15 protein-coding genes are annotated in these 14,060 nt (G+C 74.1%); 3 read left to right on the forward strand and 12 right to left on the reverse strand.

The features are described 5' to 3' along the window. Positions 1-42: 42 nt before the first annotated feature. From ACF08B_RS23020 to ACF08B_RS23030, 3 genes are all read right to left on the reverse strand, one after another. Positions 43-486, reverse strand: coding sequence for a universal stress protein (locus ACF08B_RS23020; protein ID WP_392319087.1), 444 nt, complete (start codon positions 484-486; stop codon positions 43-45). Between the two features lie 149 nt (positions 487-635). Continuing rightward, positions 636-1,367: a TIGR03943 family putative permease subunit gene (locus tag ACF08B_RS23025; RefSeq protein ID WP_392319088.1), complete on the reverse strand. Its 732-nt coding sequence runs from the start codon at positions 1,365-1,367 to the stop codon at positions 636-638. Then, entirely contained in the window at positions 1,364-2,401 is a 1,038-nt protein-coding gene (locus ACF08B_RS23030; RefSeq protein WP_392319089.1) for a permease, read from the reverse strand. Before ACF08B_RS23030 ends, ACF08B_RS23025 begins: the two co-directional genes overlap by 4 nt. A 202-nt stretch (positions 2,402-2,603) precedes the next feature. On the opposite strand from ACF08B_RS23030, the gene ACF08B_RS23035 reads away from it, so the two are divergent. The 3 genes from ACF08B_RS23035 (at position 2,604) to ACF08B_RS23045 (ending at position 4,409) form a co-directional block, all read left to right on the forward strand. Next, positions 2,604-3,425, forward strand: coding sequence for a serine hydrolase (locus ACF08B_RS23035; protein ID WP_392319090.1), 822 nt, complete (start codon positions 2,604-2,606; stop codon positions 3,423-3,425). Between the two features lie 217 nt (positions 3,426-3,642). Further along, complete coding sequence (locus ACF08B_RS23040; protein WP_093479954.1) at positions 3,643-3,873, forward strand: response regulator transcription factor; 231 nt, start codon at positions 3,643-3,645, stop codon at positions 3,871-3,873. A 122-nt stretch (positions 3,874-3,995) separates the two neighbouring features. Further along, positions 3,996-4,409 (forward strand): SRPBCC family protein, encoded by a 414-nt coding sequence (locus ACF08B_RS23045; protein WP_392319091.1) that lies wholly within the window; start codon positions 3,996-3,998, stop codon positions 4,407-4,409. A 62-nt stretch (positions 4,410-4,471) separates the two neighbouring features. On the opposite strand, the gene ACF08B_RS23050 is transcribed toward ACF08B_RS23045, so the two are convergent. The 9 genes from ACF08B_RS23050 to ACF08B_RS23090 form a co-directional block, all read right to left on the reverse strand. Further along, positions 4,472-5,614, reverse strand: a complete 1,143-nt coding sequence (locus ACF08B_RS23050; protein WP_392319092.1) for a sugar phosphate isomerase/epimerase family protein — start codon at positions 5,612-5,614, stop codon at positions 4,472-4,474. Between the two features lie 12 nt (positions 5,615-5,626). After that, a complete protein-coding gene (locus ACF08B_RS23055) occupies positions 5,627-7,018 on the reverse strand; it encodes an alkaline phosphatase family protein (protein WP_392319093.1) in 1,392 nt (463 codons plus the stop codon). Then, positions 7,015-8,184 carry a metabolite traffic protein EboE gene (gene eboE, locus ACF08B_RS23060; protein WP_392319094.1) on the reverse strand — a complete coding sequence of 390 codons (1,170 nt, stop codon included), beginning with the start codon at positions 8,182-8,184 and terminating at the stop codon, positions 7,015-7,017. Before eboE ends, ACF08B_RS23055 begins: the two co-directional genes overlap by 4 nt. 3 nt (positions 8,185-8,187) lie before the next feature. Further along, entirely contained in the window at positions 8,188-9,036 is an 849-nt protein-coding gene (locus ACF08B_RS23065; protein WP_392319095.1) for a TatD family hydrolase, read from the reverse strand. Continuing rightward, complete coding sequence (locus tag ACF08B_RS23070) at positions 9,036-9,635, reverse strand: EboA domain-containing protein (RefSeq protein ID WP_392319257.1); 600 nt, start codon at positions 9,633-9,635, stop codon at positions 9,036-9,038. The genes ACF08B_RS23065 and ACF08B_RS23070 overlap by 1 nt, the downstream gene beginning before the upstream one ends. Positions 9,636-9,720: 85 nt before the next feature. Continuing rightward, positions 9,721-10,596: a sugar phosphate isomerase/epimerase family protein gene (locus tag ACF08B_RS23075; protein ID WP_392319096.1), complete on the reverse strand. Its 876-nt coding sequence runs from the start codon at positions 10,594-10,596 to the stop codon at positions 9,721-9,723. Then, positions 10,593-11,519 (reverse strand): SCO3242 family prenyltransferase, encoded by a 927-nt coding sequence (locus ACF08B_RS23080; RefSeq protein ID WP_392319097.1) that lies wholly within the window; start codon positions 11,517-11,519, stop codon positions 10,593-10,595. The genes ACF08B_RS23075 and ACF08B_RS23080 overlap by 4 nt, the downstream gene beginning before the upstream one ends. After that, the gene (locus ACF08B_RS23085) at positions 11,516-12,637 is read right to left on the reverse strand and encodes an inositol-3-phosphate synthase (protein ID WP_392319098.1); all 1,122 of its coding nucleotides are present in this window, start codon (positions 12,635-12,637) and stop codon (positions 11,516-11,518) included. The genes ACF08B_RS23080 and ACF08B_RS23085 overlap by 4 nt, the downstream gene beginning before the upstream one ends. A gap of 87 nt (positions 12,638-12,724) precedes the next feature. After that, entirely contained in the window at positions 12,725-14,053 is a 1,329-nt protein-coding gene (locus ACF08B_RS23090; RefSeq protein ID WP_392319099.1) for a ThuA domain-containing protein, read from the reverse strand. Positions 14,054-14,060 lie beyond the last annotated feature (7 nt).

The raw sequence follows: 14,060 nt of genomic DNA on the forward strand, positions 1-14,060 counted from the left end.
GGGCGGGGCCGGGTGGCCGGCCGCCGGGCGGGCGGCGCCGGGTCACGAGGCCGGGGCGCGCACGATCACGACCGGGCAGCTCGCGTGCTGCGAGACGTGCTGGCTGACCGAGCCGAGCAGCGCGCGGGCGAAGCCGCCCCGGCCCCGGCTGCCGACGACCACGACCTCGGCGCCCTCGGCGGCCCGCAGCAGCACCTCGGCGGGGTTGCCGTGGGCCACATGGGTACTGACCGAGGCCGCCCGCTGCCCGCCGAGCACCTCGGTCAGTTCGCGCGTCATCCGCTGCCGGGCCTCGTCCACGTCGATGTCCGTGTCGACGGCCGGTGCCGACCATCCGTACAGCCCCGGCAGCTCCCAGGCGGTGACCGCGTCCACGGTGCCCCCGACGAGGGCGGCGTAGCGTACGGCCCAGCGCAGCGCCTCGTACGAGGACGGCGAGCCGTCGACGCCCACCACGATCCGCGGCTGGGAGACTTCCCTGTCCATGTGTGCCACCTCTCCTGCGGCAAGGGCGCCGGCCCGCGCGTTGTTCCCTCCTTCCACGCTGCCCGCGGTGCGGCCGTACCGCCAGAAATGAGCGGCCGGGGGCATGATGGCGGCGGCCTCCCGCGGACGGCGCGCATCCGCGGCCGGGGTCAGGACGGCCGGAGCGGCAGGTCGTCGGTGTAGGCGTTCACCGGCTGGGTGACGGGCCGGGCGTCCCGGACGTCGAGTGCCGCCGGGGCGGTCCTCGTGCCGAGGGTGCCCCGGGGGTGCCAGGTCCCGGTCACGGCGAGCCAGGTGTCGGCCGCGGGCACCTCGCCGCCGTACATGCGCACCTTCACCGTCTGGGAGTCGGCGGCGCAGCAGCTGAAGATGATCCGCGTGAGGTACCAGCCGTCGTCCCCGGCCGGACTGGCGAACCCGGTCAGCTGGACGGTGCGGCCGGCGATGGCCCTGCTGCGGTCCTGCTGGACGCGCTTGGTGAAGTCCGTGAGGGTCAGCGGCAGGGGTGAGCCGGCGGGCAGCGGGGCGAATCCCCGCTGCACGGTGATCGGCTTGTCGCTCGCGCGTGCGGCGGTGTACGCGCCGGGCGCGGGCGGGGCGTAGAAAAGCAGGCTCACGGCCGGGAGGAACAGCAGCCAGGCGACGCGCGGGGTTCCGGTGTGGTCGTGGCCGTGCTCGTGGCCGGCGGCCGCCGCGGTCTGCTGCCATCCCCGGACGGCGGCTCCCGCCACGCCGAGGACCAGCAGGACCAGCCCGGAGACGATCAGCAGGGGGCGCAGTCCGGCCTTCACGTAGCGCAGGTAGGTGTCGGTGAGGAGGGTGGCGTGCAGCAGACCGAGGCCGGTCAGTGTCAGGAGCATGGTCTGCACGGGGCGTCTCACAGCAGTACGCCTCCGATCAGGGCGCTCGCGGTGACCGCGACCACGGTGGTCGCGGCGCAGAACCGCCAGGCGAAGGCACGTCCGAAGGTGCCGGCCTGGAGGGCGATGAGCTTCAGGTCGACCATCGGGCCGACGACCAGGAACGCGAGCCGGGCGGTGGGCGAGAAGCCGGTGAGGGAGGCCGCGACGAACGCGTCGGCCTCCGAGCAGACGGCCAGCAGCACGGCGAGTGCCGCGAGGAAGAGCACCGACAGCCAGGCGGATCCGGAGAAGGTGTCGAGGACGGAGCGGGGCACGGCGACGTTGAAGGTGGCCGCGGCCATGGCGCCCAGCACGAGGAAGCCGCCGGCGTTCAGGAAGTCGTGCTGGAAGCCGAGCCGGAACTCGGTCAGGCGGCTGTGGCCGTGCCGGTGGCCGGTGTGCCGGTGACGTACGAGGGGCCGCAGCCACTCCTCCTTGCCGAGCCAGAGCCACAGCCAGCCCATGGCGGCGGCGGTGCCGAGCGAGGCGAGCAGCCGGGCGGCGACCATGGCGGGGCTGCCCGGGAACGCCACGGCGGTGGCGGTCAGCACGACCGGGTTGATGGCCGGCGCGGACAGCAGGAACGCGAAGGCGGCGGCCGGTGTCACGCCCCGGCGGATCAGGCTGTCGGCGACCGGTACGGAGGCGCACTCGCAGCCCGGCAGCACCGCGCCCGCGACTCCCGCGACCGGCACCGCGAGGGCGGGCCGCTTCGGCAGCACCCGGGTGAACAGGTCGGCCGGCACGAACGCGTTGATGGCGCCGGACAGGGCGGTGCCGAGGAGGAGGAAGGGCAGGGCCTGGACGGTGATGGCCAGGCAGACGGTGCGCCATGCCTGCACCGCGGGCTGGTCCAGCCAGCGGGCGCCCGCGAGGAGCAGGACGGCCGTGGCACCGGCCGCGAGCACGAGGGCCGCGCCGAACGGCCACGGGCGGATGCGGCGCAGGGGCGGGGCGACGGGTACGACCGCCACACCCTCGGCCACACCGACCAACTCATCCGATTTGTCCATCATCACTCCGGATGTCGGTGTCCGGGCGACGATATGCGAGGGCAACCATCCGGCCGCGCGTACACGCCGCCGCGCACGGGCGAGCACCCCAATGCGCGACCGGCGACCCGGACGGTGGCTCTTCTCACAATCCGGTGCGAACAGGGTCGGAAGTGATGGCGGCCACGTCACCGGAGGCGCATTTTGTCTACGTTCAGGAGCCATGTCGTACCCCTCCCCCACCTCGCGCTCCGCGGCCGGCACGCTCCTGGCCTCGACGGCGGCACTGCTCTCCCTCGGCCTGGTGGCACCCGCGACGGCGGCGGCCGCCACCGGCTCCGGCACGGCCGGCAAGGAGCAGGCGCCGCACACCACGACGGCCGTGCTCGACCTGGACGGCGCGGGCCGCACCCCCGTGATCCACGGGGAGGAGCGGGTGTACGACACCGCCAGCATCGTCAAGGTCGACATCCTCGCGGCCCTGCTGCTCGAGGCGCAGGACGCGGGACGGCATCTGACGGCCGCGGAACGGAAACTCGCCGAGCCGATGATCCGGCGCAGCGACAACGCGGCGGCCAACGCCCTGTGGCGCGCGATCGGCCGGGCCCCCGGCCTGGCCGCGGCCAACAAGCGCCTCGGACTGACCGAGACGACCGGCGGGTCGGGCACGAGGTGGGGACTGACGAAGACGACGGCGGGCGACCAGATACGGCTGCTCCGCGCCGTCTTCGACGACGCCGGAACCGCGAAGAAGGGCCGCGGCAGCCTGGACGCGCAGTCCCGGACCTATGTCCGCACCCTGATGAACAAGGTCGTGCCCGAGCAGACCTGGGGGATCTCGGCGTACCCGGGGTCCGGCGCCCGTCAGGCGCTGAAGAACGGCTGGCTGCAGCGCAACACCACCGGCCTGTGGGACGTCAACAGCATCGGCCAGGTCACCGTGAAGGGGCACCGGTACCTCGTGGCGGCCCTGTCCAACGGCAGCGCGTCCATGAGCGACGGGGTCTCCCTGGTGGAACGGGCGGTACGCGACGCCGCGGCGTGACGGCGGCCCGGCACGGGCGCAGGTGAACACAGGGGCGGGGAGGTGGTTCAAACCACCTCCCCGCCCCTGTGACGCGCCTGTGACAGTCGGCGGACATCCTCATGAAGTCGGGCGCGCAATCTATTGAAACAAGGGCAAAACGCCCTAAACGGTCAGAGACCTCCCCGCTGTCCCGCAAGCGCAGCGACCCCCGAGCCGCCCGCCGGAGGAACCCCCCATGAGCGCCACTCTCACCCTTCCGCAGACCGAAGCCCCCGCCCCCGAGCTGGCTCCGCGCGAGCGGGAGACGCTCCGGCACATCGCCGCCGGCCGCACCTACCTGCAGACGGCCCGCCACATGGGACTCTCCAAGCACACCGTCGACGCCTACCTGCGCCGCATCCGGGCCAAGCTCAACATCACCAACACCGCCGAGCTGACCCGTGTGGCGATCGCGCTGGGCCTGTGACGGGCCCGGCGGCGACGACCGGCCGCTCCCGCGTCCCGTTCGCGAAGGATGCCGACTTTTCGGTGGCTCCCGACTGGGCACGCGGTCGGGGTACGACTTCCGACCGGAGGGGCGGTACGGCCATGGCCGAGTACGAACGTTCCCGCACGATGCCCGCACAGCCCGAGCACGTCTTCGACCAGGCGGCCAACACCTCCCAGCTCGACGCCTGGCTGCCCGACGCGCTGCACGTGGACGCGGTGGACCCGCCCGCCGTCACCGTGCACGAGGACCGGTCCGGGGAGGACATGGCGGCCCTGCTGCGGGCCCGGCCGGACCAGATGCGCCTGGAGTGGGGCACCCGGGAGCAGGGCAGCTACACCGGCTGGCTGCAGGTCGCGGGCATCGGCAGCGGTGCCAGCGAGGTGACCGTCCACCTGTCCTTCTTCGAGGCCGGCCACGACCCGGGCGAGCAGGCGGTCAACGACGCGCTCGACGGCAGCCTGCGCCGCCTGGAGGAACAGGTGCGCATCCGGACCGACCACGCGGCCGGCTGAGCGAAGGGTGCGAGTGCCTCCCCGGGATCGCCGGGGAGGCACTCGTGTGCCGGGCTGCGCCGCTAGCGGCGCAGCGCGGCCAGGTTGCGGTAGCCGATCGCCGCGTGCTCCAGGGACTGCCCCGGGCTGGTGGAGCTGGGGGCGTTGTCCTGCTCGACCATCGGGTTGTGGTAGTTGCGGTGGCCCACGCGGGAGAAGAACGTCCGGTAGTCGATGACACCGGTGCCGAACGGAACCATGTCGTAGCCCATGCCGTTCGTCGCGTTGACGACGCCGTCCTTGGCGTGGAAGAGCGGGTAGCGCTTGTCGTGGCGGGTGACGAGGCCCGCCGGGTCGAAGATGTTCGTCTGCGTCGAGCCGTCGTGGGCGGTGTAGGTGCGGAACTTGTACTGGGCCACGTGCGCCCAGAAGATGTCCATCTCCAGCCAGACCAGCTTCGGGTCGGTGATGGAGAGGAAGTACTCCAGCTTGCGGATGCCGGAGCTGCGGGTCGGCCGGCCCTGGGCGTCGAGCGGGCCGCCGTCGAGGAGGAAGCCGTAGGCGGCGTCGTGGTTGTGGGTGTACAGCTTGAGGCCGGCGCGGCGGGCCAGCTCGCCGAGGGCGTGCCACTTGTCGGCGGCCACGTCCCAGTCCGCCTGGTAGGCGCTGCCGGTGGGGTCGCCGCCGGTGCCCACGTGGGCCATGCCGAGGATGTTGGCGATCTCCAGGTGCTTCTTGAAGGTGTCCAGGTCGGTGCTGCTCAGCGGCCAGGAACCGGGGATGAAGCCGTGGTTGCCCTGGGCCCGCAGCCCGTAGTCGTCGAGCCAGCGGCGCAGCTGCTTCGCGCCCTCGACGGACTCCAGGTTCGCCCCGCCGGGCGCGTTGGCGTGCTGGCCGTAGCCGGCGAACTCGACCTGCCGGTAGCCGAACCGGGCGAGCTGTTCGAACACCTCCCGGAAGCCGGACGGCAGCGACGTGGACTGCGGGTCGCGGCCGATGGCGTCGCGGACGGTGTACAGGATGATGCCGCGCCTGTCGGCCGGGACGAGGACCTGCCCGTTGCCGTGCTCATCGCCCGGCTGGGGAGCGGCCTGGACGGGGCTCGCGCCGAAGGCGGGTGCGGCGATCGCGCCCGCCGCGACGGCGGTGCAGGTGCTCAGGAAGCGACGGCGGCCGATGCCGAGAGTGCGGCGCAGCTGGTCGTCGGTGTCAGGCGTGTTGTTCACGGGTGCCTTCCTTCACAGGTGTTCGGTGCGGAGACCGGCGAGGTGGAGCAGGAGCGGTTTCACGTCGGTGGCCGCGATGCGGTCGCCGACGGCGCGGGGGGTGGAGCACAGGAGGAGCGGACCGTCGTCTTCGCTCGAGGGGAGGCGGCCGTGGCTGCCCCGGACCGGTGAGGGATCGAGGGGCACGACCGCCATGCGGTAGCGCAGGCCGAGCTTCTTGCGGGCGAGCGCGGTGGCCGCCTTGACCTTGACGTACGGGTCGTGGGGGTCCATGAACAGCTCGACCGGGTCGTAGCCGGGCTTGCGGTGGATCTCCACGAGCCGTGCGAAGTCGGGGGCGCGGGCGTCGTCCAGCCAGTAGTAGTACGTGAACCAGGCGTCCGGTTCGGCGACGGCGACCAGTTCACCGGAGCGCGGATGGTCCAGGTGGTGGGCCTTCTTGCCCTCGTCGTCGAGGAGTTGCTCGATGCCGGGCAGCCCGTCGAGGGCGGCGCGGGTGGCGGCCAGGTCCTCGGGCCGGCGCACGTAGACGTGGGCGATCTGGTGGTCGGCGACGGCGAAGGCGCGGGAGGCCATCGGATCGAGGTACTCCATGCCGTCCTGGGTGTGCACCTCCAGCAGGCCCGCCCGGCGCAGCGCGCGGTTGATGTCGACGGGCCTGCTGACGCGGGTGATGCCGTACTCGGACAGGGCGACGACGGTACGGCCCTCCGCGCGTGCCTCGTCGAGCAGCGGAGCCAGCGCCGTGTCCAGGTCGGTGGCGGCCCGCAGGGAGCGCGGGTCGTCGGGGCCGTAGCGCTGGAGGTCGTAGTCGAGGTGCGGGAGGTAGCAGAGCGCCAGGTCGGGGTGGCGGCTGCGCAGGATGTGCCGGGTGGCGTCGATGATCCACCGGCTGGAGACCAGGTCGGCGCCCGGCCCCCAGAACCGGAAGAGGGGGAACGTGCCCAGTTTTCCCGTGAGTTCGTCGTGCAGGGCGGGCGGCCTGGTGTAGCAGTCGGGTTCCTTGCGGCCGTCCGCGTAGTAGACGGGGCGCGGGGTGACGGTGATGTCGGTGTCGGCGCCCATGGCGTACCACCAGCAGATGTTGGCGACCGTGTAGCCGGGGTGGGCGCGGCGGGCCGCGTCCCAGACCTTGTCGCCGGCGACGAGGCCGTTGTGCTGGCGCCACAGCAGGACGTCCCCGAGCTCGCGGAAGTACCAGCCGTTGCCGACGATGCCGTGCTCGCCGGGCAGGGTCCCGGTGAGGAAGGTGGACTGGGCGGCGCAGGTGACGGCGGGCAGGACGGTGCCGAGGTGGGCCCGGGAGCCGGTGTCGGCGAGCGCCGTGAGGTGCGGCATGTGGGCGAGGAGCCGGGGGGTCAGGCCGACGACGTCGAGGACCAGCAGCGGGGTGGGTCCGGTCATGGCAGCTCCTTCAGGCCCAGGTCGGTCAGCAGGTCGCGGGCGAGGGCGAGTTCGGCGGCGATGCCGTCGGCGAGCCGGTCCCGGCCGCGGGGGCGCAGGCCGGGCGGGAGCGCCTGCCAGGTGTACGTCTCGACCTCCAGGTGGCGGGTGAGGGGGCGGGGTCCGCCGACGAGGCGGGTGAGCGCGTCGCGGAGCACCGGGAGGGTGGCGGTCAGCGGCCCGGCGGGGTCGGCGTGCAGGGGGACGTGGAAGTGGGCGCGCCACGGTGCCGTCGTGGGGAGGGCGTCGCCGTTCAGGGCCTCGGGCAGGTCGTCGGTGCCGCGCAGGCCGGTGGGCGTGGCGGTGCGGGTCTGGTGCAGGAAGCGGGGCTCGGCGAACGCGGCGAGCGCGGCGCGGACGCCGGGCCGGCCGGGGTGTTCGGCGTGCAGGGCGGCCGACAGCTGGGACTTCACGACGGGGATCCCTGCGGTGGCGAGGGCGTCCAGCGCGGTCCGCGGGTCCTCGAAGGACGTGGCGAGGTGGCAGGTGTCGACGCACACGCCGATGCGGGGGTGGTGCACGGCGGTGAGCGGGGCCAGGGCGTCGTGGGTGCTCTCCACGGTGCAGCCGGGCTCGGGTTCCAGGCCGACGCGGATCGAGCGGCCGGTCAGCTCCGCCAACGCGTCCAGGCGGGCACCGAGGGTGCGCAGGGCCTCGTGGCCCGTGCGGGCGCGCTCGGCGGTCCAGGTGGTGCGCCAGCCGAGCGGCAGGGTCGAGACGCTGCCCTCGGTGACGTCGTCGGGCAGCAGCCCGCCGAGGATCCGGGCCAGCGCGGTGGTGTACTCCAGGCGCTCGGGATCCGCCCAGTCCGGCCGGTACACCCGGTACTTGACCTCGTCGGAGCCGAAGCCCTCGTAGGGGAACCCGTTGAGGGTGACGACCTCCAGGCCGCGCCGGTCGAGTTCGCCGCGCAGCGTGCGCAGCGCGGACGGGTCGGTGTCCACGGCGCGCGCGGCGTCGTGGGCGAGCCACAGGCCGATGCCGAGGCGGTCGCGGCCGAGCCGGCGGCGTACCGGCTCGCAGTGGTCGCGCAGTTGGGCGAGGACGCCGTCGAGGGTCTCGGCGGGGTGGACGTTCGTGCAGTAGGCGAGGTGGACGGTCGTGCCGTCCGGGTGCCGGAAGCGCATCGCTCACTCCCCGCCGCGGGCGAGGGAGTTGCCCTCGTGGGTGGCGTCCGGCGGGGACACGTCGAGGTCCAGACGTCCGCTGAGCCCGTAGAAGGCGACCGGGTTGCGCCACAGGACCCGGTCGACGTCGTCCGCGGTGAATCCCTCGGCCAGCATCAGGTCGGCCACCGCACGCGTCTTCAGCGGATCGCTGCGGCCCCAGTCGGCGGCGGAGTTGACGAGCACCTTCTCCGGCCCGTGCGAGCGCAGGATCTCCACCATCCGCCGCTCGTCCATCTTGGTGTCGGGGTAGACGGAGAAGCCCAGCCAGCAGCCGCTGTCCTTGGCCTCCCCGACGGTCGTCTCGTTGAGGTGGTCGACCAGGACCCGGTCCATCGGCAGCGCGGACTCGCGGACGACGTCCAGGGTGCGGCGCAGGCCCGCGAGCTTGTCGCGGTGCGGGGTGTGCACGAGGGCGGGCAGGCCGTGGTCGGCGGCGAGCTGGAGCTGCGCCGCGAGGGCCTTGTCCTCGGCGGGGGTCATCGAGTCGTAGCCGATCTCACCGACCGCGACGACCTGGTCCTTGACGAGATAGCGGGGCAGTTCGTCCAGGAGGGGGGCGCAGCGCGGGTCGTTGGCCTCCTTCGGGTTGAGGGCGAGCGTGCAGTGGTGGGCGATGCCGTGCTGGGCGGCGCGGAACGGCTCCCAGCCGAGCAGGGAGTCGAAGTAGTCGAGGAAGGAGGCGGGTGAGGTGCGGGGCTGGCCGAGCCAGAAGGAGGGCTCCACCAGCGCGCGGATGCCGGCGGCCCGCATGGCCTCGTAGTCGTCGGTGGTCCGGGAGGTCATGTGGATGTGGGGGTCGAACAGGCGCATCAGGACTCCTTGCGGGTCTCCGCGCCGGCCAGGGCCAGCACGCGGTACAGGCCGCTGGGGACGGGACGGTCGGCCGCGGTGCGTTCGGCCGCGAAGTCGGTGAGCATCCGGGCGAGTTCGGCGTCGGCGCGGGCCCGCTCGGCGAGGCCGGCCACCGCGTCGACGGGGACGCCGGTGAACAGGCACTTGAGGACGGCGTGCCGCCAGCCGTGGCCGTCCAGGTGGCGGGCCGCGTAGGGGCCGACGGCGGCGGCGATCAGCCGGGTGTCGTTGGTGCGCAGGGCGTCCTCGACCAGGGGGAGCGCGTCCGGTCCGGGCACGAGGTGGGGCAGGACGAGCAGGACGGCCCGGCGCTCGGCGGCGGTGCCCTGCCGGTAGACGCGGGTGAGGGCGGTGGTGTCGGCGCCGGCCGCGTGCAGGATGAGGACGCGGGCGGCGTCGGCGTGCCCGCTGCCGCAGCGGCGCCCGGCCTCCGCGAGCCGCAGTTCCCACACGGTGATCGGGCCGTGTCCGCCGGGATGGTCGGCGGCTTCGGCCAGGGCCCGCCGGTACCACTCGCGGGCGGCCCGGTCGGGGTGGGCGTCGAGGTGGTCGCGCAGGGCGCCGAGGGAGGGCGACGCCGCGACGGTCGCGTAGGTCACGGTGTGCTCCCTTCGGCGGTGGCGCGGTCCCGGTGGAGTGCTGTCACGACGCGCTCCCTTCCGGTACGGGAACGGGACGGGCGGCGGCGCGGCGGAGGAACGGCAGTGAGGTCCGCGCGTGGTGGGGGCCGGCGTGGGAGTGGCGGGGCAGTTCCACGACCGTGAGGCCCTGGTAGCCGGTGGCGTCGAGGGCCGCGAGGACCGGCGGGAAGTCGATCTCGCCCTCCCCGAACGGGAGGTGGTCGTGGACTCCGCGCCGCATGTCCTCGATCTGGACGTGCCGGAGCCAGGGCGCGGCCGCGCGCACGCAGTCCTCGGGCGCCAGGGGTTCCAGGCACTGGCAGTGGCCGATGTCGAGGGTGAGGCCGAGGGCGGGTGGGTCGCCGAGGAGGCCGCGCAGGTGGTGGAAGTCCGCGAGGGTGGCGAGGAGGTGGCCGGGCTCGGGTTCGACGGCGAGCGGGACGCCGGCGGTGCCCGCGGCCTCCAGGACGGGGGTGAGGGACGCGGTGAGCCGCTGCCATGCCGTGGCCGGTTCGTCCACCGTGGGCGGAACGATTCCGCTGAAGCAGTGCACGGCCCGCGCGCCGAGGTCCGCCGCCACCCGTACGGCCCGCAGGAGCAGGTCGGCGCGGCGGGCGCGGGCCTCCGGGTCCGGGTCGAGCAGGGAGGGCCCGTGCTTGCGGCGCGGGTCGAGGACGTAGCGGGCGCCGGTCTCCACGGTGACGTCGAGGCCCAGCTCGGCCAGCCGCTTCGCGACCCGGCGGGTGCGGCCGGCGAGGCCCGGGGCGAGCGGGTCGAGGTGCATGTGGTCGAGGGTCAGGCCGACGCCGTCGTAGCCGAGGTCGGCGAGCAGGGCGAGGGCGTCGTCCAGCCGCAGGTCGGTGAGGCCGTTGGTGCCGTACCCGAAACGGAGGGTCATGTGACGCTCACCTTTCTGGAGAACCGCGCCGCGAGCGGGGCGAGCGCGGCGGTGCACAGCGCGGCGACGGGGGCGCCGGCGCGGGCGCAGAGGGCGGCCTGGAGGGGGATGGTCGCGCGGATGCCGCCGGCGACGGCTCGCTGGGTGAGCTGGGGTGAGGGGTGGAGAGCGGCGTGGAGGTAGGGGCGGGCGGCCAGGGCCGTGTAGGCGGCGGTGAGCACGCTGCCGAGCGGGGGCCGGCCCGTCCGTGGCCGGGCGCCGGCGCTGCCCGGCAGACCGGGGGTGGGTGCGGCACCCCGGCCCGCCGGGAGTTCACGGGCGAGCAGGAGCCCGAGGGTGCCCGACATGGTCAGTGCGGCGAGCGGCGGCAGTGCGGATCCCCCGGTGGTCTCGTGGCGGGAGACCGCGGTCAGGGCCAGGGTGTGGGCGCTCAGCAGCGCGGCGGAGGGCAGGGCCCGGCGCACCGCCCCCCGCGCCGGCCCGCTGGCCGCCGCGCCGAGCAGCAGGTCGAGACCGCGGGCCGCCGCCATCGCCACGGGTCCGGCCGGAGTGCGTTTGAGGACCAGGTCGTACGCCCACACGGTCGCCGCGAGCGGCGTCGCGACGGCGAGGGCGGGGCGGCCGGCGCGGGCGGCGAGGGCCAGGCCCGCCGCGGTGAGCGCACCGGCCGCGGCGAGGGCGGCAGCGGGGCGGACACGGCCGGAGGGCAGGGGCCGGTGCGGTCGCTCGACGGCGTCCTCCTCCCGGTCGGCCCAGTCGTTGAGCGCCATGCCGGCCTCGTAGAGGCAGAGGGAGGAGCCGGCCGCCAGCAGGGTGCGGCCGGCCGGCCGGCCCGGTACCGCCGCCGCCCCGGCCAGCACGTCACCGGGCACGGTGAACAGCGCGGGCAGACGCAGCAGTTCGGCCCAGGCCCGGGCGCTCACGCGGCCTCCCGCAGCCGCCGCCCGAACCGCACGAGCGCCGCGTACTGTTCCGCGAGCGCCGAAGGCGCCTGACCCACCGGGTCCTTGAAGTAGAAGCCGAGATCGGTCAGGGGCCCGCGGACGCCCGACTCCTGTGCGCGGAGGGTCAGTCGGGCCAGGTCCAGGACCAGGGGCGCCGCCAGGGCCGAGTCGCAGCCCTGCCAGGTGGTCTGCAGGACCATGCGGGTGCCGAGGAACCCGTCGAAGGCGATGTGGTCCCAGGCGGTCTTCCAGTCGCCGAGCGCCGGTACGTCGTCGATGTGGACCTCTCCCTCGGGGCTGCCGCCGAGGGTGTCGGTGAGGACGCGTTCCTTGCCGGCGTTCTTGGCGGCGGCGGCCGCGGGATCGGCGAGTGCCGCGCCGTCGCCGCCACCCAGCAGGTTGGTGCCGGACCAGGCGCGCACGTCCAGCGCCCGCTGCGCGAACATCGGTCCGAGGACCGAGCGCAGCAGGGTCTGGCCGGTCTTGCCGTCCCGGCCGGCGTACGGCACACCGCTCGCCGCGGCGGCTTCGGCCAGTGCCGGGTGGTGCAGTCCCGTCGACGGGGTGAAGTTGACGTAGCCGCAGCCGGCGCGCAGGGCCGCCGCCGCGTACAGCGAACTCGGCGGCAGGGCCGTGCAGTCGGCGGCCGGCTCGGTGGAGGCCACGTTCACGACGACGGCCCGCTCCAGGCCACCGCGCCGTACGAAGTCCTGGATGTCGGCGGTGAAGGCGGCGATCAGCCGCTCGGTGCTCCGGGTGTCACCCGGGGCCGGTCCGCCCGGCCGTATCTCCGCGTCGGCCGCGGCGAGTTCGGCCGCCACGGCCGCGGGGAGGCCGTGCGGCAGGACGCCGCCCGCGGCCAGCTCCTCCGCCCGTTTGGGCAGCGGGCAGTCCATCGTGTCGTGGCCGCCGAAGACCAGCGACGTGAGGGCCGGCAGACCGCTGTCGGCGAACGGGGGCGTCTCGGTGACCATGCCGGTGGGCGGGCGCAGGCCCGCCGCCACGGCGGCGCAGCCGGCCACGGCGGTGGTGGCGACGGAGCCGCGGGCACCGATCAGCCACACTCCCACGCGGGTGCGGGGAAGGGACGCGGACATGGGCAGCCTCCTTGACGGGCGCGAGCCCCGGGTGAGTGGGGGACCAGGACGGCGGGCGGGGGTCCGGCGTCCCCCGCCCGCCGCCGCTCACCTGCCCTTGGCGGGCAGTTCCTTGATCCGGATGTCGCGGAAGGACACGTCGTCACCGGTTCCGTGGTTCTGGATGCCGATGTGTCCGTCGCGCAGGCTCCGGGCCGGATCGGTGTTGGTGAAATCGTTGATCTTCACGCCGTTGAGCCAGACGCGCAGGCGTTCGCCCTGCACCCGGATCTCGTACGTGTTCCACTCCCCCGGCGGGTTCAGCGCACGGTCGCGCTTCTTCAGGTCGGCGGACCGGAAGCCGTAGACGGCCCCGGTGGTCTTCTCGGGTACGTCGGTGGCGTCGATCTGGATCTCGTAACCGTTGTCGACCGCCGACCAGGGGTCGTCCGAGGGCGGGAAGCCCACGAACACCCCGGAGTTGTCGTCGCCGGCGGCCTTCCAGTCGAGCTTGAGCGAGTACGAGCCGAAGCTCGACGGGGTGTACCAGAGCAGCCCCAGTCCCCCGGTCGACGTGAGCGTGCCGTCGTCGGAGAGGGTGAAGCCGCCCGGGCCCGCCTGTCGCCAGCCGTCCAGGGAGGTGCCGTCGAAGAGCGGCCGGTAGCCGTTCTCGGGCCGGCAGTCGGCCTGGGTGTCGCCGACGGCCCAGCGGATGCCGCCCAGCAGGTGCTGCCGGAAGGCGGGGTCGGCGTAGGACTCCTTGGTGTGGCCGCCCCCGGTGTAGAAGGCGCGGCCGCCCTGGTAGTCCTGGCACCAGGCGATCGGATGGTCGCCGTTCATGGTGCCGCCGGTGTAGGACGTCTCGTCCAGGGAGGCCAGGACGTGGGCGCGGTCGCGCGGGTCGGAGCGGTAGTTGTACCACTCGTCCGTGCGGTCCCAGGTCCGTCCCAGGTGCGAGGTCGCCGGGTGGGCGCGGTCCTCCACGTTCACCGTGGCCGGCTGGATCGCCGGGTGGTTCTGGAACCAGGCGCCCGCGAGGCCGCCGTAGAACGCCCAGTCGTACTCGGTGTCGGCGGCCGCGTGGACACCCACGTAACCTCCGCCGTGCCGGATGTACCCCTCGAACGCGTCCTGCTGGGCGGCGTCGAGGACGTCACCGGTGGTCGACAGGAAGACCACGGCGTCGTAGCGCTTCAGGTTCTTGCCGGTGAAGGCGCCCGCGTCCTCGGTGGCGTCGACGGTGAAGCCGTTCGCCCGGCCGAGCTGCCGGACGGCCTCGACGCCCTCGGGGATGGAGTCGTGCCGGAAGCCCGCGGTCTTGGAGAAGACCAGGACGCGCTTGGTGTGGGCCGGGTCCGACACGGCGGGTGCGGTCACACAGCCGAGGAGCAGGGCGGCACCGAGCACCGCGGTGGTGATTCTGCCCGTTGGTCGCATGGTGTGC

Origin of the sequence: Streptomyces sp. NPDC015139 (assembly GCF_043079785.1) — a bacterium.
Taxonomy (GTDB): domain Bacteria; phylum Actinomycetota; class Actinomycetes; order Streptomycetales; family Streptomycetaceae; genus Streptomyces; species Streptomyces albidocamelliae.

Coding starts and splice junctions, on each gene's coding strand:
- eboE (WP_392319094.1), bottom strand. CDS start 8,184: ATGCGCTTCCGGCACCCGGACGGCACGACCGTCCACCTCGCCTACTGC.
- ACF08B_RS23090 (WP_392319099.1), bottom strand. CDS start 14,053: ATGCGACCAACGGGCAGAATCACCACCGCGGTGCTCGGTGCCGCCCTG.
- ACF08B_RS23055 (WP_392319093.1), bottom strand. CDS start 7,018: ATGACCGGACCCACCCCGCTGCTGGTCCTCGACGTCGTCGGCCTGACC.
- ACF08B_RS23020 (WP_392319087.1), bottom strand. CDS start 486: ATGGACAGGGAAGTCTCCCAGCCGCGGATCGTGGTGGGCGTCGACGGC.
- ACF08B_RS23040 (WP_093479954.1), top strand. CDS start 3,643: ATGAGCGCCACTCTCACCCTTCCGCAGACCGAAGCCCCCGCCCCCGAG.
- ACF08B_RS23065 (WP_392319095.1), bottom strand. CDS start 9,036: ATGCGCCTGTTCGACCCCCACATCCACATGACCTCCCGGACCACCGAC.
- ACF08B_RS23085 (WP_392319098.1), bottom strand. CDS start 12,637: ATGTCCGCGTCCCTTCCCCGCACCCGCGTGGGAGTGTGGCTGATCGGT.
- ACF08B_RS23045 (WP_392319091.1), top strand. CDS start 3,996: ATGGCCGAGTACGAACGTTCCCGCACGATGCCCGCACAGCCCGAGCAC.
- ACF08B_RS23030 (WP_392319089.1), bottom strand. CDS start 2,401: ATGGACAAATCGGATGAGTTGGTCGGTGTGGCCGAGGGTGTGGCGGTC.
- ACF08B_RS23035 (WP_392319090.1), top strand. CDS start 2,604: ATGTCGTACCCCTCCCCCACCTCGCGCTCCGCGGCCGGCACGCTCCTG.
- ACF08B_RS23075 (WP_392319096.1), bottom strand. CDS start 10,596: ATGACCCTCCGTTTCGGGTACGGCACCAACGGCCTCACCGACCTGCGG.